Annotated in this window: 26 protein-coding genes; 13 read left to right on the plus strand and 13 right to left on the minus strand. The window is 65.7% G+C overall.

All coding sequences use genetic code 11. The features are described from left to right. Positions 1-20 precede the first annotated feature (20 nt). Both J2X92_RS04050 and J2X92_RS04055 read left to right on the plus strand, forming a co-directional pair. Positions 21-890: an intradiol ring-cleavage dioxygenase gene (locus J2X92_RS04050; protein ID WP_307573569.1), complete on the plus strand. Its 870-nt coding sequence runs from the start codon at positions 21-23 to the stop codon at positions 888-890. A gap of 4 nt (positions 891-894) precedes the next feature. After that, positions 895-1,956 (plus strand): maleylacetate reductase, encoded by a 1,062-nt coding sequence (locus J2X92_RS04055; RefSeq protein ID WP_307573571.1) that lies wholly within the window; start codon positions 895-897, stop codon positions 1,954-1,956. A 4-nt stretch (positions 1,957-1,960) separates the two neighbouring features. On the opposite strand, the gene J2X92_RS04060 is transcribed toward J2X92_RS04055, so the two are convergent. Continuing rightward, positions 1,961-2,911: a LysR family transcriptional regulator gene (locus J2X92_RS04060; protein ID WP_307573573.1), complete on the minus strand. Its 951-nt coding sequence runs from the start codon at positions 2,909-2,911 to the stop codon at positions 1,961-1,963. Positions 2,912-2,935: 24 nt separating this feature from the next. Continuing rightward, complete coding sequence (locus J2X92_RS04065; protein ID WP_307573574.1) at positions 2,936-3,472, minus strand: MarR family winged helix-turn-helix transcriptional regulator; 537 nt, start codon at positions 3,470-3,472, stop codon at positions 2,936-2,938. Between the two features lie 134 nt (positions 3,473-3,606). Here J2X92_RS04065 and J2X92_RS04070 point away from each other — a divergent pair, with 134 nt between their 5' ends. Continuing rightward, positions 3,607-4,872, plus strand: a complete 1,266-nt coding sequence (locus tag J2X92_RS04070; RefSeq protein WP_307573575.1) for an acyl-CoA dehydrogenase family protein — start codon at positions 3,607-3,609, stop codon at positions 4,870-4,872. 14 nt (positions 4,873-4,886) lie between these two features. Further along, positions 4,887-5,432, plus strand: coding sequence for a flavin reductase family protein (locus J2X92_RS04075; protein WP_307573577.1), 546 nt, complete (start codon positions 4,887-4,889; stop codon positions 5,430-5,432). A 13-nt stretch (positions 5,433-5,445) separates the two neighbouring features. Here J2X92_RS04075 and J2X92_RS04080 read toward each other — a convergent pair whose 3' ends face one another. Continuing rightward, the gene (locus tag J2X92_RS04080) at positions 5,446-6,342 is read right to left on the minus strand and encodes a LysR family transcriptional regulator (RefSeq protein ID WP_307573578.1); all 897 of its coding nucleotides are present in this window, start codon (positions 6,340-6,342) and stop codon (positions 5,446-5,448) included. A gap of 103 nt (positions 6,343-6,445) precedes the next feature. On the opposite strand from J2X92_RS04080, the gene J2X92_RS04085 reads away from it, so the two are divergent. From J2X92_RS04085 to J2X92_RS04115, 7 genes are all read left to right on the plus strand, one after another. Beyond that, positions 6,446-6,823, plus strand: coding sequence for a c-type cytochrome (locus J2X92_RS04085; RefSeq protein WP_307573580.1), 378 nt, complete (start codon positions 6,446-6,448; stop codon positions 6,821-6,823). A 64-nt stretch (positions 6,824-6,887) separates the two neighbouring features. After that, on the plus strand, positions 6,888-7,361 hold the full coding sequence (locus tag J2X92_RS04090; RefSeq protein WP_307573581.1) for a (2Fe-2S)-binding protein: 474 nt from the start codon (positions 6,888-6,890) through the stop codon (positions 7,359-7,361). A 13-nt stretch (positions 7,362-7,374) separates the two neighbouring features. Beyond that, positions 7,375-9,633 (plus strand): xanthine dehydrogenase family protein molybdopterin-binding subunit, encoded by a 2,259-nt coding sequence (locus J2X92_RS04095; RefSeq protein WP_307573583.1) that lies wholly within the window; start codon positions 7,375-7,377, stop codon positions 9,631-9,633. 162 nt (positions 9,634-9,795) lie between these two features. Next, positions 9,796-10,287, plus strand: a complete 492-nt coding sequence (locus tag J2X92_RS04100; protein ID WP_307573585.1) for an AAC(3)-I family aminoglycoside N-acetyltransferase — start codon at positions 9,796-9,798, stop codon at positions 10,285-10,287. Between the two features lie 6 nt (positions 10,288-10,293). After that, positions 10,294-11,061, plus strand: a complete 768-nt coding sequence (locus tag J2X92_RS04105) for a hypothetical protein (RefSeq protein ID WP_307573586.1) — start codon at positions 10,294-10,296, stop codon at positions 11,059-11,061. Between the two features lie 91 nt (positions 11,062-11,152). Then, on the plus strand, positions 11,153-12,193 hold the full coding sequence (locus J2X92_RS04110) for a MerR family transcriptional regulator (RefSeq protein WP_307573588.1): 1,041 nt from the start codon (positions 11,153-11,155) through the stop codon (positions 12,191-12,193). Positions 12,194-12,213: 20 nt separating this feature from the next. Next, the gene (locus J2X92_RS04115) at positions 12,214-13,644 is read left to right on the plus strand and encodes a carotenoid oxygenase family protein (RefSeq protein ID WP_307573590.1); all 1,431 of its coding nucleotides are present in this window, start codon (positions 12,214-12,216) and stop codon (positions 13,642-13,644) included. A gap of 333 nt (positions 13,645-13,977) precedes the next feature. On the opposite strand, the gene J2X92_RS04120 is transcribed toward J2X92_RS04115, so the two are convergent. The 8 genes from J2X92_RS04120 to J2X92_RS04155 all read right to left on the minus strand — a co-directional run bounded on the left by J2X92_RS04120 (position 13,978) and on the right by J2X92_RS04155 (position 22,125). Beyond that, the gene (locus tag J2X92_RS04120) at positions 13,978-14,943 is read right to left on the minus strand and encodes a Bug family tripartite tricarboxylate transporter substrate binding protein (protein WP_307573591.1); all 966 of its coding nucleotides are present in this window, start codon (positions 14,941-14,943) and stop codon (positions 13,978-13,980) included. 1 nt (position 14,944) lies between these two features. After that, positions 14,945-15,850, minus strand: coding sequence for a dihydrodipicolinate synthase family protein (locus J2X92_RS04125; RefSeq protein ID WP_307573593.1), 906 nt, complete (start codon positions 15,848-15,850; stop codon positions 14,945-14,947). Then, positions 15,843-16,817 carry an aldose 1-epimerase gene (locus J2X92_RS04130; RefSeq protein ID WP_307573595.1) on the minus strand — a complete coding sequence of 325 codons (975 nt, stop codon included), beginning with the start codon at positions 16,815-16,817 and terminating at the stop codon, positions 15,843-15,845. Before J2X92_RS04130 ends, J2X92_RS04125 begins: the two co-directional genes overlap by 8 nt. A 10-nt stretch (positions 16,818-16,827) precedes the next feature. Next, complete coding sequence (locus tag J2X92_RS04135) at positions 16,828-18,030, minus strand: mandelate racemase/muconate lactonizing enzyme family protein (RefSeq protein WP_307573596.1); 1,203 nt, start codon at positions 18,028-18,030, stop codon at positions 16,828-16,830. 11 nt (positions 18,031-18,041) lie between these two features. After that, positions 18,042-18,884 carry an ABC transporter permease gene (locus J2X92_RS04140; protein WP_015865589.1) on the minus strand — a complete coding sequence of 281 codons (843 nt, stop codon included), beginning with the start codon at positions 18,882-18,884 and terminating at the stop codon, positions 18,042-18,044. Positions 18,885-18,886: 2 nt separating this feature from the next. After that, positions 18,887-19,750 carry an ABC transporter permease gene (locus tag J2X92_RS04145; protein ID WP_307573599.1) on the minus strand — a complete coding sequence of 288 codons (864 nt, stop codon included), beginning with the start codon at positions 19,748-19,750 and terminating at the stop codon, positions 18,887-18,889. Continuing rightward, a complete protein-coding gene (locus tag J2X92_RS04150; protein ID WP_307573602.1) occupies positions 19,747-20,847 on the minus strand; it encodes an ABC transporter ATP-binding protein in 1,101 nt (366 codons plus the stop codon). The genes J2X92_RS04145 and J2X92_RS04150 overlap by 4 nt, the downstream gene beginning before the upstream one ends. Positions 20,848-20,934: 87 nt before the next feature. Continuing rightward, complete coding sequence (locus J2X92_RS04155) at positions 20,935-22,125, minus strand: extracellular solute-binding protein (RefSeq protein ID WP_307573603.1); 1,191 nt, start codon at positions 22,123-22,125, stop codon at positions 20,935-20,937. 213 nt (positions 22,126-22,338) lie between these two features. Here J2X92_RS04155 and J2X92_RS04160 point away from each other — a divergent pair, with 213 nt between their 5' ends. Next, a complete protein-coding gene (locus tag J2X92_RS04160) occupies positions 22,339-23,040 on the plus strand; it encodes a FadR/GntR family transcriptional regulator (RefSeq protein ID WP_307573604.1) in 702 nt (233 codons plus the stop codon). Positions 23,041-23,166: 126 nt separating this feature from the next. Here J2X92_RS04160 and J2X92_RS04165 read toward each other — a convergent pair whose 3' ends face one another. Both J2X92_RS04165 and J2X92_RS04170 read right to left on the minus strand, forming a co-directional pair. Further along, positions 23,167-23,325, minus strand: a complete 159-nt coding sequence (locus J2X92_RS04165) for a hypothetical protein (protein WP_307573605.1) — start codon at positions 23,323-23,325, stop codon at positions 23,167-23,169. After that, a complete protein-coding gene (locus tag J2X92_RS04170) occupies positions 23,303-24,229 on the minus strand; it encodes a LysR family transcriptional regulator (RefSeq protein ID WP_307573607.1) in 927 nt (308 codons plus the stop codon). Before J2X92_RS04170 ends, J2X92_RS04165 begins: the two co-directional genes overlap by 23 nt. Positions 24,230-24,369: 140 nt before the next feature. Between J2X92_RS04170 and J2X92_RS04175 the strand changes: the two genes are divergently transcribed. After that, positions 24,370-25,812, plus strand: coding sequence for an MFS transporter (locus J2X92_RS04175; protein WP_307573609.1), 1,443 nt, complete (start codon positions 24,370-24,372; stop codon positions 25,810-25,812). Positions 25,813-26,015: the final 203 nt, after the last annotated feature.

Here is a 26,015-nt window from a genome sequence, read left to right on the forward strand (position 1 = left end):
CCCGAAAGCCAAGGTCATCCATGATCGACATCGACGAGTGGACCATCACCAGCGCCGCGCTCAAGGCGCAAGGCGCAACGCCCAACCCGCGCCTGAAGACGGTGATGGACAGCCTGGTGCGGCATTTGCACGACTTTGCGCGCGAGGTACAGCTCACCGAAGCCGAGTGGTCGCAGGGCATCGACTTTCTCACGGCCGCCGGAAAGATCACCGACGACAAGCGCCAGGAATTCATCCTGCTGTCCGACGTGCTGGGCTTGTCGACGCTCGTCACCGCGCAGTGCAACCGGCGCCCTTCGGGCTGCACCGAGGCCACGGTGTTCGGGCCCTTCTACGTACCCGATGCGCCGGAGTACGAGCATGGCGACGACATTGCGAACGGAGCGAGCGGCGAACCCTGCTTCGTCAGCGGAACCATCCGCGGCATCGACGGCGAGCGCATTGCCCATGCAAGCATCGACGTGTGGCAGTCCGACGATGAGGGCTGGTACGACGTGCAACGCCCCGAGCTGGACCATGCGCAGGGTCGGGGACACCTGACGAGCCTCGAAGACGGGCGCTATAACTTCAAATCGATCGTTGCCGTGCCCTATGCCATTCCCCATGACGGCCCGGTCGGGCAGTTGCTGGAGCAGCTCGGCCGCCACCCGTGGCGTCCTGCGCACCTGCATTTCATGATCAAGGCAACAGGCTACGAAACGCTCATCACCCACGTGTTCCGCGCGGGCGGCAGCTATCTGGCCTCGGATGCCGTGTTCGGCGTGCGCTCCTCGCTCATCGCCGACTGGAAGCGCCACGAGCCCGGCGTGGCTCCGGACGGAACGCGCATGGACATACCGTTCTACACGCTCGATTACGACTTCGTATTGAACAGCGTGCCGAGGGACTAGAGGCATGGACCGCTTCGTCTACACCGCAAGCGCTTCGCGCATCGTCTTCGGCGCGGACAGCATCGACCAGCTTCCGGCAGAAATCGAGCGCCTGGGCGCCCGGCGCGCGCTGGTGCTGTGCACGCCCAACCAGCGCGGCCAAGCCGAGGCCATTGCCGACCGGCTTCCCGGCCGCGTCGCATTCATCTTCGATGAAGCGGCCATGCACGTACCGATCGAGGTCGCGCGCAAGGCCCGCGCGCTGGCATCGGAGCTGAAGGCGGACTGCGCCCTGGCCGTCGGAGGCGGCTCGACCATCGGCCTCGGCAAGGCCATTGCGCTGGAGTCGGGCCTGCCCATCATCGCGGTGCCGACCACCTATGCGGGCAGCGAAGTGACGCCCATCTACGGCATCACGGAAAAAGGTTTGAAGAAGACCGGGCGCGATCCACGGGTGCTTCCTGGCGTGGTCGTCTACGACCCCAAGCTCACGCTGTCGCTGCCCCTCGATCTGACGGTCACGAGCGCGATCAACGCGATGGCCCATGCGGCGGAAGGCCTGTACGCCCACGACGGAAATCCCGTGATCGCGCTGATGGCCGAAGAGGGAATCCGCGCGTGCGCTGCATCGCTGCAACCGCTTCGAGACAACCCGCACGATCTGCCGGCACGCAGCCTGGCGCTCTACGGTGCCTGGCTGTGCGGCACGGTGCTGGGCGCCGTGTCGATGGGCCTGCACCACAAGCTGTGCCACACCTTGGGCGGCAGCTTCGACCTGCCGCATGCCCAGGTGCATACGGTGGTTCTGCCGCATGCGCTCAGGTACAACGCCGGCGCTGCTCCCGAAGCCATGGCCCGCATTGCGAGAGCGCTCGGCGCTGCGGATGCGCCGATGGGCTTGTTTGAATTGGCGCAGGCCCATGGCGCGCCGGTATCGTTGAAGGCGATCGGCATGCCCGCCGACGGGCTTCAAAAAGCGGCCGAACTGGCAGCGTCCAACCAGTATCCGAATCCGCGCCCGCTCGAGAAGGTGGCATTGCGCGCCCTGCTCGACCGCGCCTTCGAAGGCGCCCCGCCGACCGCTTGAAAAATCAGCTCCGCGTTTGCGACGCGGAATCGCGGCTCGATCGCTCATGAAAGAGGCCGAATATCAGCTCGCGCAGCCAACGGTTGCCGCTATCCTGATGAAAGCGCTCGTGCCACTGCTGGCGGATCTCGAAGGGCCTGACCTCGAAAGGCGCGTCGACGCTGCGCAGGTCGGCGCGCGTCGCCACCATCGCCTTGGCAAGGCGTGCCGGCGCAGTCAGCAGCAGGCCCGAGGTAGCGACGATCGAGGTCAACCCCAGCGAATGGGCGGCCGTGAGCACGACCCGCCGCCGATCGAGCGCGCCCGCACGGTCCAGGGTTTGCTGAAGCTGCGAATCGGTCGTTCCCTGGGGTCGGTAGGCGATGTGTTCGGCCGCGAGGTAGTCGTCGAGCTCGATGCGCTCGCGCGCGCCCAGCGGCGACGCCTTCGACATCAGCACCACGAAGGTCTCGTCGAACAGCCGCTGCTGGTAGAACGACGGCCCCATCGATTCCCAGCTGCCTAACGCGATGTCGATCTGCCCATGCAGCATCCGCTGCCGCGCGTCGGCCATGGAAACGTCCACGGTTTCGAAGCGAACGCCGGGCGCGATGCCGCGCGCGACCGACAGCAGCTCGGGCATCATGACCAGCTGCCCGATGTCGTTGACGGCAAGCCGGAAGATGCGGCTCGATGTCTCCGGCTCGAAGGTACGGCCCTGGTCGACGGCCTGCACTAGGCAGGCGATGCCTTCCTCGATGGGCGCGATGAGCCGCTCGGCGACCGGCGTGGGCACCATCCCGTCCGCCGTGCGCACGAACAGCGCATCGTTGAAGCGCTCGCGCATGCGCTTGAGGGCGTTGCTCACCGCCGATTGCGTCATGCCGAGGCGGTCGCCTGCGAGCGTGACGCTGCGCGTGGCATAGATCGCCTGGAACACCAGGAAAAGGTTCAGGTCGATGGAGTTGATGTTCATTGCGCCGCCTTCTTCTCCGAGCCGCTACTCGTTGTCCAGCACAGCCAGGTTGTCGTAGACCATTCGCAGCATGTCCCGCAGGGACTCGGCCTGTGCCGCGGTGAGCCCGGACAACGAAACGCGCTCGTAAACCTGGGCCAGCGGAATGATCCGCAGCGTGAGATCGCGGCCGGCTTCGGTCAGGCTCAGCGCGAGCGCGCGGGCATCCTCGTCCGACCGGTCGCGCACCAGGATGCCGCGCTGCAGCAGGCCATCGACCACGCGGGACAGCGTGGAAGGGTCCGTCGAGGTGTGCAGCGCCAGGTCGGAAAGCCGCTGGTGCGCCTTGTGCTGCAGCGCGACGCACACCCGCCATTCGGTCAGCGAGAGCTTGAACTGCTTGAGTTCCTTGCTGAACGATTGCCCCATTCGCATGCCTGCGCGTGCAAGCAGGTAGGGAATGGCACGCTCCAGATCGTGGTCTGGCAACTTGTCTGCAATTGCATTCAATTTGGCGGGTGCATCGGCCCGGGTTCTGCGCATCTGCCGAGGTTCCGGCGCGGGGGATTTTCTTGTTGCCATGCCGAATGCTACAGGCAGATTTAGCCGCGGATATAGCGTAAACCCCAAGCAGTTATTAGTTGCGTTTGCAAGTTTTATGGACTTCAATCGAGGCCTTCGCTATCGCGTTCCCCTTAAATTATCCGGAGACCACCATGACTGAAGCCGCGAACCCGTTTGCTCAACTCAACCGCGTCGACTTTCCCGCACCGGGTCGGAAGTCTCCCGTGAAAGACGTGCCTTCGATCGAAACAATAGCTGCATCTGCAAGCAATTTGGTGCCGATGCTGCGCGAGCGGGCACAACGCACCGAGCAGGACCGCCGCGTTTCCGAGGCAACCACGCAGGCGTTCCACGACGCGGGCTTCTTCAGGCTGATGCAGCCCGCGCGCTACGGCGGCTACGAGTACGGGTTCACCGCATTCATCGACGTGGTCAGCGAACTGGCACGCGGCTGCACGTCGTCCTCATGGGGCTGCTCGCTGGGCGCGATTCACCAATGGCTGGTCGCCATCTTTCCGGAAGAGGCGCAAGACGACGTCTGGCGCAAGGACCCGAGCGCGATCGTCTGCGGCTCGTATGCGCCGGCGACCATGGCCGAGAAAGTCGATGGCGGCTATCTCGTGCAAGGCAAGTGGCTCTTCGCGTCCAACGTGGACAACTCGCAGTGGGCACTGCTGGGCGTTCAGTTTCCGCCCGAAGAAAAAGGCGCCCCGCCGTCGGCCGGCTTTCTGCTCGCGCCGCGGTCGGACTGGGCCATCGAGGACAACTGGCACGTGGCCGGCCAGGCGGGCACGGGTTCCAAGGCGATCGTCATCGACAAGCCGGTGTTCATTCCGGGGCACCGCAAGCTGACCTTCGCGGAAGCCTCGTCCAACAACCCGCCGGGCGCCAAGGTCAACGCGAATCCGATCTACCGCATCCCCTTTCTTTCGGCGGTGCCTGTCTGCCTCGTGTCGCCAATCATCGGCACCGCACAAGGCGCGGTCGACGAGCTGATCGAGCTGGCCGGCACGCGCGTCACGCGGGGGGCGGTGGCCGGAGGCGGCAGCAGGTTGAGTGAATTCTTTCCTGTGCAGTCGCGCCTGGCCGAAGCCTCCGCAAGCGTCGACGCGGCGCGGCTCCTGCTTTATCGGGACACGGCACAGGTGGAGCAGATGGCGGTCGACGGGCATGTCATCAGCATCGAACAGCGCATCCGCAACCGCCGCGACCATGCCTTTGCCGCGCGCCTCTCGCGCGATGCGGTCGAGGCGGTGTTCGCCAGCGTGGGAGGCGCGGGCCTCTCGCTGAACCAGCCGATCCAGCGCATGTGGCGCGACACCAATGCGATCTCGCGCCACATCAGCCTCAACTGGGACGCGGTATCTTCGATGGTCGGGCAATACCTGCTCGGCCTCGAGCCCAAGGGCCAGTACTGATCGGGGCGCCGGCCATGTACTCCTGGGCTCTCATTACGGGCGATGCGGCCGAAACGGTCGATGCCCGCCAGCTGCGTCAGGCGCTTGGCGCCTTTCCCACGGGCGTGTGCCTCGTGACCACCACCACGCCGGACGGCAAGCGTGAGGGCATGACGATCAACTCGTTCGCTTCGGTGTCGCTCGATCCGCCATTGCTTCTTTGGAGCATCCGCGACGACACGCGCAGCGCCGACGCGTTCCTTGCAACCCGGCCGTTCAACCTCAGCGTGCTGACCGCCGGGCAGCGCGACCTCGCCTGGCACTTCGCCAAGCCCGCGGCGGACAAGTTCGAGCGTTTTTCCGACGCCTTCGAAACCGCATCCAACGGATGCGCGCGGCTCATCGAGAGCGTGGCCACCTTCGAATGCACGACCTACTCGCGCCATCACGAAGGCGACCACACCATCATCCTCGGGCGCGTGGACCGCTTCTCGCGCACGGACACGCCGCCCCTGCTCTTTCATTCAGGGCAGATGGGATCGCTGTGGGAGCTTGCCGAAACGCTGGCGCGGCCGCGCTGACGCCGCCCTTCGCTCAATGCCGGTGCCGGCCGACGTACTCGATCAGCGCCTTCAACTTCGAGGGCTGGTCGTGCCGGCTCGGGTAGTAGAGATGGAAGCCCGGGAAGGTCGGCGAGAAAGACGTCAGCACGCGCTTCAACCGCTTGGCCCGGATGTGGGGACGGGCCAGCTGCTCGAAGGTGTAGGCCAGCCCGACACCGTCGAGCGCGGCGTCCAGGCCGAACATCGTGTCGCTGAGGGTGAGGTTGCCCGCGATGTCGTAGTCCACCAGCTGGCCGTCCACCTCGAACTCCCACTTGTAGATGGCGCCCGTGGCGGCAAAGCGAAAGCGGATGCAGTTGTGGCGCACGAGATCATCCGGATGCCGAGGCGCCGGCACGCGCTGCAGGTACTCGGGCGAAGCCACCACCGCAACGGCGACCGGCCCGCCGATGGGCACGGCCACCATGTCGCGGTGAATGCTCTCGCCAAAGCGGATGCCGGCATCGAATCCTTTCTCGACGATATCGACGAAACCTTCGTCATTGGTCAGCTCGAGGTGGACATGCGGGTTGGCACGCAAAAATCCATCCAACAGGGGCCGCAGCACCAGCGCGGTTGAAACCCGCGCGGCGTTCAGGCGCAAGGTGCCGGAAGGCCGGCCCTGGAGAGCGTTGAGCTCGTCGCCCGCATCGATGACCTGCCCAAGGGCCGGACCGACGCGCGCCAGGTAGGCCTCGCCGGCTTCCGTGAGGCTCACGCTTCGCGTGGTCCGGTTCAACAGGCGCACGCCCAGTCGCGCCTCGAGTTGCCGGATGGCCTGGCTCAATGCGGAGGGCGACACCGCCAGGTCCGCGGCGGCCGCGGTGAACCCACGGTGTTCCGCAACCTTCCAGAATGCCATCAATCCGTCGAGTTGGTTCAGCTTCATACCTTGAAGCTTAACTTCACACGGTATGCAGCATTGCCCCATTTTTCTTTCAGATCCATGTTCGTACAGTCTGCGCACCCACAGCCTACGAAACACCAAAGACATGGCAAGAGCATGCACAACGCGAGCCGCAGTCGAGCGCACCACAGCCGTTCGGCATTCCCTTGCGGCGACTCTCGCCGCGGTGGTTGCGACCTGCGCGGGCATCGCATCGCCGACCGACGCCGCGGCCAGCCAGGCGCTAGCGCAAAAGTACACATGCGTCGCTTGCCATCAACCCGCGACCAAGGGTGTCGGTCCCTCATGGCAGGACATCGGCGCGCGGTACGGCGACGGCAAAGGCACGGCCGCGCAACTCGCGGCCAGCATCAAGGCCGGCAGCTCAGGCAAGTGGGGTTCCATGCCGATGCCGCCGCAAGCGCAAGTTCCCGATGCGGATCTGCAGTCGCTCGCGCAGTGGCTGGCCGATGGCGCCAAGTAGCCGCCGCATCGCTTCTGACTTTTTCTCTAATTCTTTCATTCCTCCCACCTTCGGAGATCCGCACATGAGCGCGCTCAACGTCAACGGCCGAAACCACACGGTCGACGCCGACCCCGGCACCCCCATCCTCTGGGCCCTGCGCGACACGCTGGGCATGACCGGCACCAAGTTCGGCTGCGGCGCCGCGCTGTGCGGCGCCTGCACCGTGCACCTGGACGGCCAGGCCATCCGCTCGTGCATCACGCCCATCTCCGCGGCCGAAGGCAAGAAGATCGTCACCATCGAGGCCGCGACGGATGGCAGCGACCCGGTCGGTGCCGCAGTGCACGCCGCATGGGTCAAGCATGACGTGGCCCAGTGCGGCTACTGCCAGAGCGGCCAGATCATGAGCGCCACGGCATTTCTCAAGTCGCAGCCCAAGGGCAAGCAACCCACCGCCGCCGAGATCGATGGCGCCATGGCCGGCAACATCTGCCGCTGCGGTACCTACGCACGCATTCGCGCCGCGGTGGCCGATGCCGCCCGAGCCCTCGCCTGAAAGAGCACCCACCATGTTGCCCACCCACATCGACCCCAGCGAACTGCCGCGCGCGCTGCAGCGCCTTTTGGCCGCAGGCCAACCCGACGAAGCCGCAGCCGCCGCGCTGCCGCGCCGCAGCTTCCTGAAGCTGGCCGGCGTCGGCGGCCTCGCAATCGGCGCGTTTCCGCACCTGGCCATGGCACAGGCTGATGGCGCGGCAAAGCCGGCCGGCGCGCTCAAGCCCACGCAGCAGCCGCTGGCCTTCGTACAGATCGCTGCCAACGGCGAAGTCACCGTGACGCACAACCGGCTTGAATTCGGCCAAGGAGTGCAGACGGGCCTGCCGATGATCCTGGCCGAAGAGCTCGATGCCGACTGGAGCCTGGTGCGCAGCAAGAGCGGCACCAACGACGCGGCCTACCACGACCCGGTCTTCGGCATGCACCTTACGGGCGGCTCCAACTCGATCAAGAACAGCTTCACGCAATATCGCGAACTCGGCGCGCGCGCGCGGGCCATGCTGCTGTCTGCCGCGGCCGCCAAATGGAAGGTCGACGTGGCCACGCTGCGCACGCAGGCCGGCACGGTGCTGGGCCCGGGTGGACGCAAGCTGGGCTATGGCGAACTGGCCGAAGCGGCAATGGCACTGCCCGTGCCCGAGAAGGTCGTGCTGAAAGACCCGAAGGATTTCAAGATCATCGGCCGCCCGACCACGCGGCTCGATGCGCGCGCCAAGAGCAGCGGGCGCCAGGACTTCGGCATCGACGTCAAGCATCCGGGCCAGCTCACGGCCGTGGTCGCGCACCCACCGGTGTTTGGCGCGCGCCTGAAGTCCGTCGACGACGCCGCCGCGCGTGCCGTGAAGGGCGTGAAGGCCGTGCTGCGCGTGCCGCTGGATCGCGGCGCAGAAGGCGTGGCCGTGGTGGCCGACGGCTACTGGCCCGCAAAGCTCGGGCGCGATGCGCTGAAGCTGCAATGGGACACGGCCGCCGTCGAGAAGGTCGACAGCGACAAGCAGCTGGCGCAATACCGCGAACTGGCCTCGAAGCCGGGTCCGCGCAAGTTCGACGCCGACATGGCGCCGCTGGCCAAGGCACCTCATCAGCTCGAAGCCGAGTTCGTGTTCCCGTACCTCGCCCATGCGCCAATGGAGCCGCTCAACTGCACGGTCAAGCTTTCGGGCGACCGCGCCGAACTTTGGGTCGGCACCCAAAGCGCCGGGCTGGACGCGGCCGCGGCCGCGCGTGTGCTGGGGCTCAAGCCCGAGCAGGTGAGCGTGCATGTGCAAATGGCGGGCGGCGGCTTCGGCCGGCGCTTCGTGGGCTCGAGCGACTACGTGGTCGAGGCCTGCGAAATCGCCAAGGCCGCGCGCACCGCGGGCCTGAGCGCTCCGGTGCGCCTGCTGTACAGCCGCGAGGACGACATCAAGGGCGGCTATTACCGCCCCATGCACCTGCACCGCGCGCGCATCGGCTTCGACGAGCGCGGCAAGGTGCTGGCCTGGGACCACGTCATCGTGGGCCAGTCCATCCTCACGGGCACGGTGTTCGAGTCGTTCCAGGTCAAGGATGGCATCGACGCGACGGCCGCCGAAGGCATGCGCGAGCCGTACCCGATTCCGATGCGCCTGACGGTGCACCATCCGAAGGTCAATGTGCCGGTGCTGTGGTGGCGCAGCGTGGGTTCCACGCACACCGCTTTCGTGATGGAGACCTTGCTCGACGAGATCGCGCGCAGCACCAAACAGGACCCGGTGGCCTACCGCATGCAGCTCTTCGGCGACAAGCATCCGCGCCACCGCGCCGCACTGCAACTGGCGGTCGACAAGAGCGGCTACGGCAAGACGCAGCTGCCCGCCGGCCGTGCCTGGGGCGTGGCCGTGCACGAGTCGTTCGAATCGGTGGTGGCCTACGTGGTCGAAGCCTCGGTCAAGGACGGCCAGCCTGTGCTGCACCGCGCGACCGCCGGCGTGCACTGCAACCTGGCGGTCAACCCGCGCAGCGTGGAAGCCCAGGTACAGGGCGCCGCTGTCATGGGGCTGTCGATGTGCCTTCCGGGCGGCGCGATCACGCTGAAGGACGGCGTCGTCCAGCAGAGCAACTTCGGCGACTTCAGCGTGGCGCGCATTACCGACATGCCCGAGTTCGCCGTGCACGTCGTGCCCAGCGCGGACCCGCCGAAGGGCATCGGCGAGCCGGGCCTGCCGCCGCTGGCGCCGGCCTTCGCGAACGCCGTTGCGCAGCTCACCGGCAAGCCGTTGCGCCAGCTGCCTTTCAATTTGCAAGCCTGATGTCGCATTTCATTGGGAATGGAATTTTCTCATTGAGCTTGGGACTGGCTGCTGCCGACGCCGACCACCAGGCCGTCGTCGACGGGTAACTCTGCGGTTGTGGAGAGGGTGCCGACAAGACCATGAGCGGCGCTTGAGATTTCCTGTTGCTAGGATGCCGCCATGTCCACGCCCCCCGCCAGCTACACGGTTCAGCAGCTCTCGGCTGACGACGGGCAGCTCATGACTGCGCTTCTCGGTGTCTTCGGCGAAGCCTTCGATAACCCGGTCGCCTACGGCGCCAGCCGCCCTCGGCCCACCTACTTCCGGCAGCTGCTGGGCAGCGACTATTTCATTGCACTCGCCGCGCGCGAGGGGTCGCAAGTCATCGGTGGCCTCGCGGCCTACGAATTGAAAAAGTTCGAGCAGGAGCGCAGCGAGATCTACATCTACGACCTGGCCGTTGCCGCCGAGCATCGGCGCAGGGGCGCGGCGACTGCGTTGATCCGCGAGCTCCAGCGCATCGGCGCCGAACGCGGGGCCTACGTGATCTTCGTCCAGGCCGATCCGCCCGATGCGCCGGCCGTCGCCCTGTACTCGAAGCTGGGCGTGCGCGAAGACGTGCTGCATTTCGACATTCCGGTGCCGCCGGTGCCACCGCCGCAGACGTCCTGAAACTCAATGGCCCTCACACGCGACAACTGGCCCAGCCGAGCCGCCTTGCAGGCTTCGCTAGCATCTCGGTTCGCCCTGCCGCCCCTGCCCCCGCCGATCCAGGACTGGTTCGCGTGGTGCCGCCGCATGGGGACCCAGTCTCTTGTGCTGGAGGAGCCGAACTGGCGCGAACACTGGGGTGGCGTGCTCACGGGCTCGGGCGCTGTCGACGCGCCTGGCTTGCTGGCCGAAATGGAAGGCTACCGCTTCATCCTGGACCAGAAGGCGAGTACGCCCGAGCATCTGGTGTGGAGCGACGCCGTGGATGCGGGCCTGTGGCAGCCGCACTGGGTGGTCTTACAGAACGCAGATGGCGACCCCTTGATCGGCGATATCAGCCAGCCCGAGGTGCCGGTGCTGTGGGACTGGCACGGGAGCGGACGCTGGTCGCCGCAGCCGCTTTTCCCGAATCTCCAGGTGCTGATGGAGCGCATCCGGGTGCATGTGCCGCCTTTGGTGCCGAGGGGCGGTGTGCCCACGGTCTTCCATACGGTGCACCTGACGGACCTGGGCGACGAACCCCTGCGGGTCCTGACAGCGCTCAAGGCACATCCGGACTACAGGCACCTCGCAGGCGCAAGCCTGCTGAAGCTCAAGCATCAGCTGCCACTGCAGCTGCTGGACGACAGCGTCAGCGTTGCCCTGAAGGACGACCTTGTCCACCGCTTCGAGGCGCTGGGCGCTCGAGTGAAAGTGATCGAAAGGGTCTACCAGCACCCCGATGGAACTACATAGCGGCTGAGGGAAAAGACCGCGGGCCACGAAAAGTGCTTGACCCTCTCGTAACGGCACGGTCTAGGATGCCTTTCGATTTGAGAGGGAAGGCATGTTTCTGAAGATTGGTGAACTGGCCCGGCGCACCGGGCTGACAGTGCGCGCGTTGCGGCACTATGACGATATCGCCCTGCTGGTGCCGTCTGAAAGGTCCAGTGGCGGCTACCGCCTATATGGGCGGAAAGACGTGGCGCGGCTCTACCGCATTCAGGCGTTGCGGCGACTCGACCTGTCGCTTTCCGACATACAAGGCCTGCTCGACAACGCAGCCGGCGGCATCTCGGAAGTCGTGGCGCAGCAGGTGGCGCAGCTCGACCGCGAAATCCTGCAGGCGTCGGCGCTGCGCACCCATCTGCTCGCGGTGCAGGGCCAGCTGCAAGCCAGCGAAGAACCCGGCATGGACGACTGGCTGCTGGCGCTCGAAAGCATGGTCGCAGGCTCGAAGTACTTCAGCGACGACGAGCAGCGCACGCTCAAGACGCAGCGCGACGGTTTCACTGATGCAGTGGCGCCCGAGCGTGCCGAGTTGTCGGCGTGGCTGCACCGCCTGGTCGCCGCCGGCGTATCGCCCGAGAGCCCGCAAGCGCAGACCCTGGCGCAACGTTGGATTGAACTGTTGCTCGAAGAAGCCGGCGGCGACGAAGGTCTGCTGATGAAGCTCTACACCATGCACTGGAACGAGCCGTCGCTCCACGCGCTGACCGGTGTGGACCGCGCGGGCATCCGGTACATCTCTCACGCGATGGCCTTCGCGCGCCTGCAGCTCTATGCGCTTTACTGCAGCGCCAGCGACATGGCCACGTTGCGCCAGCATTACGTTGCCCAGACCGATGCATGGCCGCCGCTCATTGCCGACGTTCGGCAACAGATGTTGGCGGGCGCTCCCACCGATGGCGCAGCCATGCGTGCTCTGGCGCGGCGCTGGCAGGAGCTCTCGCTCGCCAAGGCCGGCGGCGACGCCGCGTTGGACGCGAAGCTGCAACGCGCGTTCCACCACGACGCGGCTCTGCGGGTCGGCTCGGGCATCGACGAGACATTGACCGCCTACGTTGGGCAAGCCATCGCGCATCTGAACGGCACGTCGACCTCCTGATTGAATTCCAAAGGCTCCACGTGAACGCAGAAACACAGACGAACCCCCACTTCTTCACCGGCAACTACGCGCCGCTCACGGAGGAGCACGACATCGCGGCGCTCCACATCGAAGGCACGCTGCCACCCGGGCTGTCGGGCAGCCTGTACCGTGTCGGCCCGAACCCGCAATACGCACCGCGCGACAACAACTACCACTGGTTCTCCGGCGACGGCATGGTGCATGCCTTCCACATCGACAAGGGCAGCGTGTCGTACAGCAACCGTTGGGCACGCACGCCGAAATGGCAGCTCGAACATGAAGCCGGACGCGCGCTCTTCGGCACATTCGGCAACCCCGCCACCAGCGACCCGCTGGTACAAGGCCGAAACGGTGGCACGGCCAACACCAGCATGCTGTGGCATGGCGACCGGCTGTTCGCGCTCGAAGAGTCGCATCAACCCTTTGAGCTGGATGCCTACACGCTGGCTTCCAAGGGGCACCAGAGCTTCGGCGACCGCGTGGCCTCGCGCTGCACCGCGCATCCGAAAGTGGACCCGGTGAGCGGCGAACTGCACTTCTTTGCGTACTCGCCCGACGGCCCCTGCTCGCCGACCATGCTCTATGGCGTGATGGACAAACACTGCGACGTCACGAAGCTCGAGTCGTTCAAAGCGCCGTATGCCAGCATGGTGCATGACTTCATGGTGACGCGAGGGCATGTGCTCTTTCCCGTCACGCCGCTGACGCTCAGTGTGGAACGCGCGATGCGCGGCAAGCCACTGCTGGCTTGGGAGGCCGGCCTGCGGACCTACGTTGGAGTGATGCGGCGCAATGGCGCGACGGACACATTGCGCTGGTTCGATGCCGACGCCTGCCACGTGTTCCATGTGATGAATGCCTGGGACGACGGCGGCACTGTCGTGGCCTATGTGATGCAGTCCGAAACGGCGCCCGGCCTGCCCGATGCCGAAGGCGATCCGGGTGACCCCAACGCCATGGCCGCGCGCCTGTGCCGCTGGACTTTCGACTTGAGCGGCACGGACACGGGATTCCGGCGTGAGTACCTCGACGACTTGGTGGCTGAGTTTCCACGCATCGACGAGCGCTACGCGGGCCGGCGCAACCGCTATGGCTTCTACACCTGCCATGCGACGGCGCGCGCAAGGGATGACTCGGAAAGCGTGCTCTACGACAGCCTAGCCCGTTTCGATTTCGATACCGGCGAGCGCAGCATGCACACGCTGCCGCATGGAGACGTGGTGTCGGAACCGGTGTTCGTGCCGCGCGCCACCGACGCAGCCGAGGGCGACGGCTGGCTGCTCGCCGTGGCCTGGCGTAAACAGGACAGGCGCAGCGACCTGCTGGTATTCGATGCAATGGACCTGGCGGCGGACCCCGTCGCGGTCGCCCGTTTGCCGCATCGCGTACCGTTCGGCTTCCACGGAACTTGGCGACCTGCGCGCATTTGACCCTTTCAGGCCATCAGCCGGTGACTGCCTTCAAGAAGGTCAGGAAACAGGAATCAGCTCGAAGTTCTTTCGCGCGACCGGCTACAGTCGGCCAACAGCGGCCGGTCAGCCGTGCTTCGGAATTCGCTCGAAGCCGGACGTTCGCGGTGCCCGCAAGCGGTTTGGTTCTTGGTGCCGACGCGGCCACCATCGTCAGGTCCGTCGATTTCGGTTGAACCTCAAAGGGCAGAATGCGGCCAAGACCCGAAGCTCCAGCGATCTCTTCGCTTCGCCTTCGCGTTTGCTGGTGGGTCTCTGACGGGCGTATCCGCACCGCATTGCGGCCGCTGGCCCTCAATCTCCCTTGATACCTTGCACGCGGATCAACTCCGCCCAGCGTGTGTATTCGCTGCGGATCAGGCGACCGAGCACTTCGGGCGAGCCGCCCGCCGGGGTAATGCCCATAGCGACCATCCTGTCGCGCACCGCCGGTTGATTCAGCGCGTTGTTGAACGCGGTATTGAGCCGCCGGATCGCCGGCTCAGGCGTGCCCGCCGGGGCCGCGAAGGCGTACCACGGCTCGATGACGAAGCCGGCAAAACCCAGTTCTTCCATCGTCGGGACGTCCGGCAGATTGGCCGAGCGTGTCTTGCCCGTCACCGCCAGCGCACGCACCTTGCCCTGCTTGATGAAGGGCAGGATGGAAGGCTCGTTGTCGAAGAACACCGGGACCTGGCCACCGATGAGGTCGGTGATGGCAGGCCCCGATCCCTTGTACGGCACATGCGTCAGCTCGATGCCCGCCATCTTCTTGAGCAACTCGGCGGCGAGGTGGTTGGACGCGCCCACGCCCGAAGACGCGTAGGCCATGGGCTGGCGCCTGGCCTGGTCGACCAGGTCCTTCACGCTGCGGATGCCCGCCTCGTTGTTGACGGTGAGCACATTGATCGATGCGCCCAGCAGGATCACCGGCGCCATGTCCTTGAACAGATCGTAGCCGATGTTCTTGTACAGGCTCGCATTGATGGCGCAGCTACCAATGCTGCACTGGACCAGCGTGTAGCCGTCGGCCGGCGCCTTCAGCGCCGATGCCGTTCCCACGCTGCCGGCGGCTCCGGCACGGTTGTCGACGATGATGGGCTGCCCCAGCTCCGCCGATGCCGCATTGGCAAGCAGGCGCCCGACCACGTCCGCGCTGCCGCCGGGCGGAACCGGGATGACCAGCTTCACCGGGTGGGCTGGATAAGTCTGTGCGGCAACAGGCCAGCCCGCAGCAGCGATGAGGCCGAACAAGAGGGCGGCGAAGAAGCGGCGTTCCATGCTAGTGCCAGCCGTCGACCAGCTGCTTGAGCTGCGCCAGGTCCGCTTCCGGCAGCGGCCAGGTGCTGGGCGGCCGGGCCGCGCCGCAGTCTCGCCCGGCGTATCGCAGCGCCGCTTTCACCACGCTCACGTTCGAGCCGTTGCGCTCATGCGTGCGCAATTCCTCGAAGGTCGCGATGCCGCCGATCAATTCCATCGCCAGCTGATGATCTCCCTTCGCGAGCGCGGCGTGAATGCGCACGGACAGGTCGGGCCGCACGTTGATCAGCCCCGAGGTGAAGCCGCGGGCACCCACCGCATACATCGGCGGGGCCCAGGGCTCGGCCAGTCCGCACACCCAGGCCAGGCCGCGATCGGCCACCTGCGCCATGGCCTGCACCAGGCGCAAGGGCGTGGGCGACGCCCACTTCACGCCGATGACCTGCGGGATTCGGCACAGGGCTTCGATCACCGGCAGACCGATCGCGTCGTCACGCAGATAGAGCACGACAGGCAGGCCGTCCGCCGCGTCGGCAACCCGGCGCACATACGTGATCACACCGCTGGGCGCGACGAAAGGGTCCGTCAGCTGATGCACCATCAGGGCAGCGGCACCAGCCTTGCGTGAGGCGCGCGCCAGGGCGCAGGCGTCGTGGACGCTGCGCCCCACGCCACCCAACAAGGGCACGCGGCCACGGACATGTTCCGCCGCGGCATGCACCATGCGCTCGGCCTCCGCCATGGTCAGGCCGAAGAACTCGCTGGTGTTGCCGTTGGCCACCAGCACATGGACGCCGGCCTCGATGGCGCGGTCGACGACGGGGCCCAGGCGATCGGGCGCGATGTGGTCCGCATCGTCGAAGGGCGTCACCAGGATGCCTGAGATGCCGTCCAGGGCGGTCCTGAGGGGCGTTGTGGGTTCAGTCATGTCGTCGGTCTCGTGTAGTTGCGCGGGTGTTGTCATTGGCCTGCCTCGACAGAGAAGAGACGGACAGGCGCAGGCTGCATGTCATCGCCTCGCCGTTCGCGAGCACCCGCCAGCCAGTGTCAGCGCGCGCCGCAGCCAGGTTGGCGGCGTCCGCGACATGCGAGACCGGTTCCACGCAGAAGTACGCTCCCGGACCCGGCCGATGCAGCACCAGGTGCTGCAGCGCGGAACTGGCCAGCAGTTCGATGGCGGGACCATCGGTCGCCGCCATCCGCGCTTGTCCGTTCCACCCGCCGTAGTAACGGGTGCATTCGACATCGGGCAAGGCGTTCGCCGACGCGTAGTCGTCCGCCGGACCGGTCGGCACCGGCGTGCTCGCGAGGAATTCGACGTCCGCCGGCCAGACGATGCGCGCATCGAACTGCAGGCTGTGCGCGAAGCGGGCCGGGAAATAGGGATGGAAGCCGCAACCGCCTGGCATCGGCTCCCGGTCGTCGTTGGTGACCCGCAGGCTCAGCGTGATGCCTGCGGAGTCGAGCTCCACTCCCTGCTCGGCCCGAAAAGCCCATGGCCAGCCGTGATCCCCCGGCACATGGACATAGGTCATGGTGGCGCGGTCCGCTGCGTGTTGCTCGAGGTGCCATGGACGCTGCTGGCTGACGCCGTGCAGCGCGTGCCGTTCCCCCGGATGAAGCGGCAACTGCACCCTGCCCTGCGTGCCGGCGATGCGGCCATCGCGGATGCGGTTCGAAAACGGAACCAGGGGATAGCAGCCGGCCTTGGGCCACCGGGTGGATTCGAACCCGCCGGCGCGGACGGCGTCGTCGAGCGGCACCAGCCAGTCGATTCGTTCGCCCGCGGTTGCGCGGGAGCTGAGGCTGGTGACGCGTCCGCCGGCAGCTGGCGCCAGCGTCGCCGTCAGCGCTCCGCTGCACAGCGTGGTGTCGGGCGTCACGTTCAGATGCATCGCCATCCGCTCACGACTTCGAACTGCGGATGGTGACGTCAGGCCGCTGCAGCAGCGCCGGCGACAGCGCCAGGCCCAGGCCCGCGCCGGGCGGAACCGTCGCATGGCCGGCGCGGACATCGGGCAATTGCGTCACGAGTTCGCGATACCAGCCCCCCAGGTAAGCGCGCACCACTTCCTGCAGCACCACGTTGGTCGTGCTCATCGCCAGGTGGAGCGACGCCGCGAGCACGACCGGGCCGGTGCAGTCATGCGGCGCGACCGGTTTGTGAAAGGCCTTCGCCAGGGTCGCGATCTTTCTGGCTTCGGAGAGACCCCCGACCCAGCCCAGGTCCAGCATCACATAGTCCACCGCATTGTTCTTGAGCAGCTGGATGAATGGCTGAACGGTGGCCAGCGTCTCGCTGCCGCAGACCGGAATGCGGGTGCGCGAACGGAATTCGGCGATCGTGTCGAGGTTGGACATCTGGATCGGGTCCTCAACCCAATAGGGCTTGAACTCCTCGAGCGCCTGCGCGATCCGCACGGCCATCGGCAGGTTCCACATCGAATGGAGCTCCACCATGATGTCCATCTCGTAGCCGACAGCGCGCCGGATTTCGCGGAATGGCTCGAGCGCAGTGTCCAGGTCGCGGGCCGAAATCGACTGCCCGCCGCTGGCCTGGGCGAAGGGATCGAAGGGCCAGATCTTCATCGCCTTGTAGCCCTCGGACAGCAGGCTTTCGGCCAACGCCGCTGGGCGCTTGACGAATGCAACCTGGTCCTCGTAAGGCCCTTCGGGCGCGACGTCGGCGCTGGCCTGCGTCACCGAGCGACGCTGTGGGGCCTTGTTGTAAGTGTAGCCCGCGCAGGTGTTGTAGACCGGGACGCGTTCGCGCACGGCGCCGCCGAGCAACTGGTAGAGCGGCTGTTGCGTGACCTGGCCGAACAGATCCCACAGCGCGATGTCGACCGCCGAAGCGGCGCGCGTTTCGGCGCCGCTGCTGGCAAAGCCGACATAGCCGTACAGCAGGTGCTGGCTGTGGGCTTCGATGGCGAGCGGATCCTTTCCCAGCAGGTAGGGCGCAATCAGTTCATGGATCTGCCCCTGCACGGCCTGGGCGCCACGAAAGGTTTCCCCCAGGCCCACCAGGCCGGTGTCGGTGTGGATCTGCACCCACAAGATGTTGGGATAGGCGGCTGCGTGGACCGTATCGACTTGCGTGATCTTCATGGGGGGCGGCATCAGGCCGTTTTTGGATGTTCCTTGACGCGGCTGACCAGCTGCGTCGGGTTGACGAATTGCAGCGCGATCAGCAGCCAGGCCAGCGTGACCGCCATGTAGACCATCGCCATTGCATCGACCGACTGCGGCGCACGAACGCCCGCCGCGAAGACGGCGTAGTACAGGGCCACCACCAGCGTCTGCGAATCCGGGCCAGCCGTCAGGAAGGTCAGCTCGAACATGCCGATGGTGCGCACCAGCACCAGAAGGGAGGCCGCCAGAATGCCCGGCGCCAGCAGCGGCAACAGCACGTGCCAGAACAGCTTGAAGGTGTTGGCGCCGAACACGCGGGCGGCGGATTCGAGGTTGGCATCGATCTGCTCGATGAACGGTGTCATCACCAGGATCATGAACGGCACGGCCGGAATCATGTTCGCCAGGATCACGCCGAAGATGGTGCCCGCGATGTGCGCCTGGTACATCACGGTCGCCAGCGGAATGCCGTAGGTAATCGGCGGGATCATCAGCGGCAACAGGAACAGCCCCATCAGCAGGTTCTTGCCGCGGAAGTTGCGCCGCGCCAGCGCGTAGGCCGCCGGCACGCCGATCAGGATCGACAGGAACACGACGGCGGCGACCACCTCGATCGTGACCCACAGCACGCTGTCCAGTTGGAACTCCTGCCAGGCGGTCTGGTACCAGTTGAACGTGTAGCCATCGGGCAGCCAGGTGCCGAGCCAGCGGCGGGCCACCGAGCTGGTGCCGACCGCGGCCACCATGAGTGCGACATTGACGATGAAGAAGCCCATCACCAGTGCAACCAGTGACTTCCAGAGTTTCATCAGCAGGCGATGCGTATCCATGGTCAACCTTTGCCGCCTGAGACGGGGCCCCGATAGAACATCCCGCGCGCGCCCAGGACCGCGGCAACGACGAACAGCTGCACCACGCCCATCAGCATCGCGACGGCCGAAGCCATGGAATAGTCGTAGCGCTCGAAGGCGGCCTCATACGCCGCGATCGAGATCACTCGGGTGGCACCGGCCGGCGACCCGAGCAGGACCGCCGACGGAAACACCGAGAAGGCCTGCACGAACGACAGCGCGAAGGCCATCGCCAGTCCCGGGACCAGCAGCGGCAGATAGATATGCCGGAACTGGTTCCACGGCGTTGCGCCCAGGGTCGAGGCAGCGCGTGGCAGGTTGGGGTCGATGCCGGTGATGTACGACAGCGTGAGCAGGAACGCGAACGGGAAACCCGAGATGACGAGCGAAATCAGGACGCCCCAGTAGTTGTGCGTCAGCCGGATCGGGCCTTCGTAGATGTGCAGCCACTGGAGCGACTGCGACAGCCAGCCCTTGGGGCCGAAGTAGCCGAGCATGCCCTCGGCGATCAGGACGGTGCCCAGCGTCAACGGAATGACCAGCAACGTGGTGATCAATTTCTGGAAGCGGCTGCTGCGGCGCATCTGATAGGCGATCGGCAGCGCCGCACCGACGTTGATCACGGTGGCGGGAATGGCCAGCTTGAGCGTGGTCCACACCGTGTCGCGCAGGTTGCCGGTGGTGAAGAACTGCGTGTAGTTCGCCAACCAGTTGCCTTCCATCGGATGGAACGACAGCTGCAAGCCGTAGAGGAACGGATAGACGAACAGCACCACCATGAAGAGCGTCGCCGGCACCAGCAGCAGCAGGGACCGGTCGAACGAAGACGGGCTGTCGCTGGTCATGGCACCATGCCCACGGCTGCATCGACGGGATAGGCCAGCGCCTTGTCCGGCGCAATGGCCAGCGTGACCAGATCGCCGACTCGCAGGCGCATCGTCGTGCGCACGATCAGCTTGAGCCCGCCGGCCACCTCGACGTCGACGATGTTGTCGTGGCCGCAGTATTCGACATTGAGCACCCGGGCGGCGAAGCTGTTGTCCACCGGTGAAGAGACGACGTCGAATTCCTCGGGCCGGATCGCGAGCATCGCCTTGCCGCTGGCGAGTGGCTGCATCGCTCGCGCGTTGAGCGCCAGGCCGCTGCCGGTGAGTTGCACCGACGCGCCGCCCTCCGAGCGCACGTTCAGCTCCACCAGGTTGCGATAGCCCATGAAGCGGGCCACGTCCAGGTTGGCCGGCTCCGCGTAGATGCGCTGTGGTTCGGCAATCTGCTGTGCCACGCCGTCCTTCATGACGACGACGCGATCGGCCAGCGACAGCGCCTCATCCTGGTCGTGGGTGACGTAGATCGTCGATCGTCCCAGTTCGCGGTGAATGCGCCGGATCTCGGCGCGCATCTCCAGCCGCAACTTGGCGTCGAGATTCGACAAGGGCTCGTCCATCAACACCAGGGGCGGCTCGATGACGATCGCTCGGGCGATCGCGACCCGCTGCTGCTGTCCGCCGGACAACTGGCCGGGCAGCTTGTGCGCCTGCGAGTTCAGCTGCACCAGGTCCAGCGCCCGCTTCACGCGCTGCGCAGACTCGGCGGCTGGCACGCCGCGCATCGCCAGCCCGAACGCGACATTGCGCGCCACGCTCATGTGCGGAAAGAGCGCATAGTTCTGGAACACCATGCCAAAGCCCCGCTTTTCAGGCGGCAGCACATCGATGCGGGTGTCGTCGAGCCAGATGCCTCCATCCGTCAAGGGCAGCAGCCCGGCCAGGCAATTGAGGGCCGTCGACTTGCCGCAGCCCGAGGGTCCAAGCAGCGCGATGAACTCGCCGCGCTTGACCGTCATGGTCAAGGCATTGAGCGCGGTGAAGCTCTGCACGCCCTTGCCCGCGGCAAAGCGGCGCGTGACGCCATCGAGGCGCAACTCGGAAAAGTCTGAAGTCATGGAGACACAATCGTGGAAAAGAAGCAGCCTGCAAGCGCCCACATGGGCGCTTGCAGCATCGGTCGGGCGCGCAGTGCGCGCAGCGAATCACTTGGTCTTGCGGGTGCCGATGTCCTGGTCCCAGCGGCGGAATGCATCGACCATGGCCTTGGTCTCGAGCGGCACGGCATGAGGGAACTGGGCCAGCCACTTGTCGTAGTCAGACCGTCCGAACTCCTTGATCACGTCCTGGCTGTCCTTGGGTGCCAGCGACAGCGGCACGTCCTTGACCGCCGGGCCCGGATAGAAGTAGCCCTTGTCATAGGTCATCGCCTGCTGCTGCGGCTTGAGCAGGAAGGCCATCAGGTCGAGAACCACCGCTTGCTTCTCCGGCGGGACGCCCTTGGGAATCACGATGTAGTGCGCATCGTTGACCCACGTCATGCCCTTGAAGGGCAGCACCTGAAAGTTCTTCGGCACGATGCCCAGCGCCCTGGGGTTGATGTCCCAACCCGTCACCGTCAGCGTCATGTCGCGCGAGCCTTCACCCAGTTCCTTCATCACGGCTGCGGTTCCCGTCGGGTAGTACTCGATGCAGGTGTCGAGGTCCTTCAGGTAGGCCCAGGTCTTGTCCCAACCGTTGATCGGGTCGGCAGGGTTCTTGTCTCCCAGCAGATAGGGCAGCCCCATCAAGAAGGTGCGCCCCGGACCGGAGTTGGCGGGCCGTGCATAGATCAGCTTGTTGGGATTGGCCTTGCACCAGGCCAGCAGTTCCTGAGGCGTCGTCGGCGGCGTGTTGACCTTGTCGGGGTTGAACTCGACCAGCGGGCCGGCAGGCATGAAGACGATGGCCAGGCCGTGGTCCTTCGCCAGAGCTTGCATCTTGTAGGCGTTGGGAAGGTAGTTCTCCTGCAGCTTGGGGAACTTGGCCGCGTAGTCGGGGAACAACTTGACCCACAGGTTCATCTCGAGGCCGGCGGCGAGCGCATCGGTGCCGACAATGATCATGTCGATGTCACTGCGGCCCGCGTTCTGCATCGCCTTGATCTTGGCCGGGATCTCGGGGGCGGGGGCCTTGGTGAAAGTGAACTTGGAGACCAGCTTGGGGTTCTGCGCCTGGTAGGCCTCAAACGCCCCCTGCGTCAATGCCAGGTTGCCGGCGGCGTCGATCACGTTGATCACCACCGGCGACTTTGGCAGTTCCTGCGCCTGGACCAGGCCGATGCCGGCACAGCTCGCCGCCCCGAGAACGGCCGCAATGATGGCGTGGCGATACCGCGAGAGGGAAACTTGGCGCATTCGGAATCTCCTAAGGGATGGGCTTGGCAGGCGGAATCTTGTAAGACAACTTCCGAGTTGTCATCCGGGTTTTCGCTGAGCCGGCGAACACACTTCCACCTCTGGAAGAGCAAGGGCGCTGCGGGAGAGCCACTCGCTGCTCTCGTCAAGTTCGGAAGATTTGCTATAGTTGTCTGACAAATATTCCCGGGTATCGATTCGATGGCGGAACACTTGCTAGACGTCAATGGCGGCACACTGCCCGACCAGATCTACGCCCGGATGGTCGAAGCCATCCTGCGCGGGGACTACGTCGACTCGAAAAAGCTGCCGACGGAAACCGAACTGGCCTCGCAATTCGGGGTCTCGCGGCCGACCGTCCGGGAGGCACTGTCGAGGCTGCGATCGGACGGGATCATCGAGTCCCGCCGCGGCTCCGGCAGCCAGGTCGTGCGCGCCCCCGGTACACCGGCATCGAGCATGCCCCCCATCAGGAACTATTCGGACATCGAGCGGTATTACGCCTACCGCACAGTTGTTGAATCGGGGGCGGCGGCCGCTGCAGCGGAGTTCCGCACTGCCGACGACCTGACGACGATCAGAGCCTGCCTGGAAGCGCAGACCCTTGCCATGGAGGGTGGAAACAAAGGCATCGAAGACGACGTCCGCTTCCACAGGGCGATCGCGAGGGCCTCGCACAACCAGTTCTTCGTGGCCGCCGTCGAAACGAGTGTCGCGCCCATCAGGCAATTCATGGAACTAGCGCGCAGCGTGCGATCGAAGATGACTGTCGAGCGTGTCCGGCTGGTCCAGATGGAGCACCAGCAGATCCTCGACTCCATCGAGAAACGATCCCCGGCCGACGCCGCCGAGGCAACACGGCTCCATATCCTCAACGCCAAACGACGGATCTTCGACGCAGCGAAATTGCGGTAGAGCGCGACGGCCTGGCCGCCCACAAGGTTTGCTCCATCCCTACCCGCGCGGCAGCTATTCAGCGGAAGCTGACTTTCGTTGCCTGTATCAGTCGATCCGTTGCTGGATGGAAAGCATGGCCACGCTTCACTTGTGGCGCTGGCGAATAGTCTTGGGTGTAATCGCGATCATCTTCGCGATGCCAAAGAACTTGCCATGGGTGACGCTCCCGTAGCTGGATTCGACGGCGAAGCCGACGTTCGAGGTCGACGCTCGAATGCATTCACCGCGCTCTTGCTTGGTCATTCAGCGGCCGGCAAACCTCCAGAACCACCCCACGCAGCCACCGATGCGCAGGATCCCGATCAAGGCGCGGATGCCACATCTGCGACACGGTGATCTGCTCCGTAGGCAGCGGCAAAGGGAACGAGCGCAGCGTGCCCCGCGCCCTCAGGTGTTCAAAGTACGAGGACGGTATCAATGCAATTAACTCGGTCGCGGCCGCTATCGACAAGGCGGTGCTGAAGCTGGGCACCACGACTGCGTTATTGCGCACCAGGCCCATCGCTGCGAGCGCGTCGTCCACCGGTCCCACAGTCCGGCCATGGCGTGAAGTGACCACGTGGTCGCAGGCAGCGTAGCGCTCGGCAGTGATCTCGGGCTCGGCGAGCAGGGGATGGCCCTGGCGCACTACCGCGATGAATCGGTCGCGATAGAGCGCCTGAACGCGTACCTCCGGGCCCGACTCACCGAGAACGCCGACATCCAGATCGAGCAATCCCTCGCGCAGTGGGCGAACGTCCTTGTCGGGCTTGGGCGCGAAGCGCAGGCGAACGCCCGGCGCTTCGTGCGCGGCGCGAGTCACCAGTTGATGCGCGAAGGCTTCGATGAAGCCGTCGTTGGCTCGTATGGTGAACAAGTGCTGGAGCGTGCGGGGGTCCATGCTCGTGCCGGCGGGCTGAAGCACCGCGCGCGACTCCTGCACCAGCTCCCTGACGCGGTCGCGCAGTGCGAGCGCATGCGGCGTGAGCACCATGGCGCGACCCGCGCGCACGAGGAGCTGGTCCCCGGTTGATTCCCGCAACCGCGCGAGCGCCCGGCTCATCGCCGACTCGCTCAGGCCCAGGCGCTCGGCAGCTTTCGCGACGCTGCCCTCGGAAAGAAGTGCGTTCAACGCAAACAGCAGGTTCAGGTCGGCATCTGTTGGCATGCCCGAAACCTAGCACGCCTGCGAGGATTTCGGCAGGCGCCGCGTGCAGGGACAAGTTGAGCGCCGCGCGCTGTGCAAGCCGTGCGCGCAGTCCTAAGCTGGCTTGGCGCGATAGAGCGTGCCTCTTCCAGTCGTCAATCATGTTGCCATCTACGCTTCGACCGAACTCTTCTTCCACCATTGCCCGCACCGCCGAAACCCATGAGGTGAATGACGTGAACGCAGTGCATGACGCCGATGGTCTGCCTCTACCGCGGCGCTACGCAGCCGTCGCCGCGATCCTGGGCGCGGGCGTGCTGGTGGTGCTCGATGGCGCAATCGCCAACATCGCGCTGCCAGGCATTGCCCAGCAATTGCAGGCGACACCCGCCGATGCCGTCTGGATCATCACCGCCTACCAATTGGCCGTGGTCATGTTCCTGTTGCCCGCTTCTGCTGTCGGGGAGAGGTTCGGGTATCGGCGGGTCTTCGCTGGCGGCATCGCGCTGTTCACCGCGGCGTCGGTGTTGTGCGCGTTGGCCCCGTCGCTGCCATGGCTCGTGGCCGCGAGGTGCCTTCAGGGCCTGGGCAGTGCGGCCGTGATGCCCCTTGGACTGGCGTTGTTGCGCTTCACTTATCCGCGTCGACTGCTGGCGCGCTCGATCGCCTGGAATGCGCTCGCCATCGCGGCCGCTTCAGCGTCGGGCCCCACCCTTGGCGCTTTCATACTCTCTGCGGCAAGTTGGCCATGGCTCTTTGCGGTGAATCTACCGATCGGCCTCCTCGTGCTCGCCGCCTGCGCAGGGTTGCCGAGCCCGGCGTGCTCGGTGCACCGCATCGACGTCTGGAGCATCGCGCTCAACGCGGTCATGTTCGCCTCTTTTGTACTGGGGAGTGACCGACTGGTGGTGCATCCGTTGCACGGCGGCGCGTTGCTCGCGTTGTCGGCCGTTTGCATGGTCTTGCTGGTGCGGCGTGAGATGCCAAAGGCGGCGCCGTTGATCCCGCTCGACCTGCTGCGCGTGCATTCCTTTCGGGTCTCGATCGTTGCCTCCGTGTGCTGCTTCACCGGCCAGATGGCCGGCCTTGTGGCTCTGCCGTTTTACATCCAGCACGAACTCGGCCAGAGCGCCGTGACTGCCGGGCTCTTGATGACCCCCTGGCCTTTGGCGGTGATGCTGGCTGCACCGCTGTCGGCACGCCTGGCCCAGCGCTTGCCGAGCGCCTGGCTGTGCGCGGCCGGAAGTGCGTGCTTCGCGAGCGGTCTGGCCCTGTGTGCCCTGTGGCCGCTGCACGGCAACCCGGCTTTACCGATCGCTGTGTTCACGAGCCTCGCCGGCCTGGGCTTCGGCTTCTTTCAGACGCCGAACAACCAGAACATGCTGCTCTCGGCACCCAAGGAACGCAGCGGTGCGGCCGGTGGCGCGCAAGGCACCGCCCGACTCACGGGGTTGACGCTCGGCAGCCTGTTGATGAGTTTGATGTTCGGGCTGCTGCCGTCCCACAGCGCAGTGCACTGGGGCCTGGCGATGGCGGCTTTGGCCGCGTTGGCCGGGAGTGTGGCGAGCTTGCTCAGAAGCCCCGCAAGGGCTCGCGCCGCGTGATCGGTATCGGGAAGCGAGTGCGCTCTTTTCGGGCCCCACCATTGCTGGTGCAACCGACCGAAGCGGCTGTGCGTTTCGCTCCAGAGCTGTCGTTGATAGAACATAGCCGGGGAGTGCAAGTGCGGACTACGAGGCACGGCCGAGCAGCCTCCGTGTCCGCTCGGAACGCCCCATACCAAGTCATCTCCGTTCCGGTCGCAGCA

The sequence above is a fragment of the Variovorax paradoxus genome, assembly GCF_030811855.1.
Lineage (GTDB): Bacteria > Pseudomonadota > Gammaproteobacteria > Burkholderiales > Burkholderiaceae_C > Variovorax > Variovorax paradoxus_L.

Excerpts from the sequence above, each read along its gene's own strand:
- J2X92_RS04050 (WP_307573569.1), top strand. The coding sequence starts at position 21 with ATGATCGACATCGACGAGTGGACCATCACCAGCGCCGCGCTCAAGGCG.
- J2X92_RS04055 (WP_307573571.1), top strand. The coding sequence starts at position 895 with ATGGACCGCTTCGTCTACACCGCAAGCGCTTCGCGCATCGTCTTCGGC.
- J2X92_RS04060 (WP_307573573.1), bottom strand. The coding sequence starts at position 2,911 with ATGAACATCAACTCCATCGACCTGAACCTTTTCCTGGTGTTCCAGGCG.
- J2X92_RS04065 (WP_307573574.1), bottom strand. The coding sequence starts at position 3,472 with ATGGCAACAAGAAAATCCCCCGCGCCGGAACCTCGGCAGATGCGCAGA.
- J2X92_RS04070 (WP_307573575.1), top strand. The coding sequence starts at position 3,607 with ATGACTGAAGCCGCGAACCCGTTTGCTCAACTCAACCGCGTCGACTTT.
- J2X92_RS04075 (WP_307573577.1), top strand. The coding sequence starts at position 4,887 with ATGTACTCCTGGGCTCTCATTACGGGCGATGCGGCCGAAACGGTCGAT.
- J2X92_RS04080 (WP_307573578.1), bottom strand. The coding sequence starts at position 6,342 with ATGAAGCTGAACCAACTCGACGGATTGATGGCATTCTGGAAGGTTGCG.
- J2X92_RS04085 (WP_307573580.1), top strand. The coding sequence starts at position 6,446 with ATGGCAAGAGCATGCACAACGCGAGCCGCAGTCGAGCGCACCACAGCC.
- J2X92_RS04090 (WP_307573581.1), top strand. The coding sequence starts at position 6,888 with ATGAGCGCGCTCAACGTCAACGGCCGAAACCACACGGTCGACGCCGAC.
- J2X92_RS04095 (WP_307573583.1), top strand. The coding sequence starts at position 7,375 with ATGTTGCCCACCCACATCGACCCCAGCGAACTGCCGCGCGCGCTGCAG.
- J2X92_RS04100 (WP_307573585.1), top strand. The coding sequence starts at position 9,796 with ATGTCCACGCCCCCCGCCAGCTACACGGTTCAGCAGCTCTCGGCTGAC.
- J2X92_RS04105 (WP_307573586.1), top strand. The coding sequence starts at position 10,294 with ATGGCCCTCACACGCGACAACTGGCCCAGCCGAGCCGCCTTGCAGGCT.
- J2X92_RS04110 (WP_307573588.1), top strand. The coding sequence starts at position 11,153 with ATGTTTCTGAAGATTGGTGAACTGGCCCGGCGCACCGGGCTGACAGTG.
- J2X92_RS04120 (WP_307573591.1), bottom strand. The coding sequence starts at position 14,943 with ATGGAACGCCGCTTCTTCGCCGCCCTCTTGTTCGGCCTCATCGCTGCT.
- J2X92_RS04125 (WP_307573593.1), bottom strand. The coding sequence starts at position 15,850 with ATGACTGAACCCACAACGCCCCTCAGGACCGCCCTGGACGGCATCTCA.
- J2X92_RS04130 (WP_307573595.1), bottom strand. The coding sequence starts at position 16,817 with ATGCATCTGAACGTGACGCCCGACACCACGCTGTGCAGCGGAGCGCTG.
- J2X92_RS04135 (WP_307573596.1), bottom strand. The coding sequence starts at position 18,030 with ATGAAGATCACGCAAGTCGATACGGTCCACGCAGCCGCCTATCCCAAC.
- J2X92_RS04140 (WP_015865589.1), bottom strand. The coding sequence starts at position 18,884 with ATGGATACGCATCGCCTGCTGATGAAACTCTGGAAGTCACTGGTTGCA.
- J2X92_RS04145 (WP_307573599.1), bottom strand. The coding sequence starts at position 19,750 with ATGACCAGCGACAGCCCGTCTTCGTTCGACCGGTCCCTGCTGCTGCTG.
- J2X92_RS04150 (WP_307573602.1), bottom strand. The coding sequence starts at position 20,847 with ATGACTTCAGACTTTTCCGAGTTGCGCCTCGATGGCGTCACGCGCCGC.
- J2X92_RS04155 (WP_307573603.1), bottom strand. The coding sequence starts at position 22,125 with ATGCGCCAAGTTTCCCTCTCGCGGTATCGCCACGCCATCATTGCGGCC.
- J2X92_RS04165 (WP_307573605.1), bottom strand. The coding sequence starts at position 23,325 with ATGACCAAGCAAGAGCGCGGTGAATGCATTCGAGCGTCGACCTCGAAC.
- J2X92_RS04170 (WP_307573607.1), bottom strand. The coding sequence starts at position 24,229 with ATGCCAACAGATGCCGACCTGAACCTGCTGTTTGCGTTGAACGCACTT.
- J2X92_RS04175 (WP_307573609.1), top strand. The coding sequence starts at position 24,370 with ATGTTGCCATCTACGCTTCGACCGAACTCTTCTTCCACCATTGCCCGC.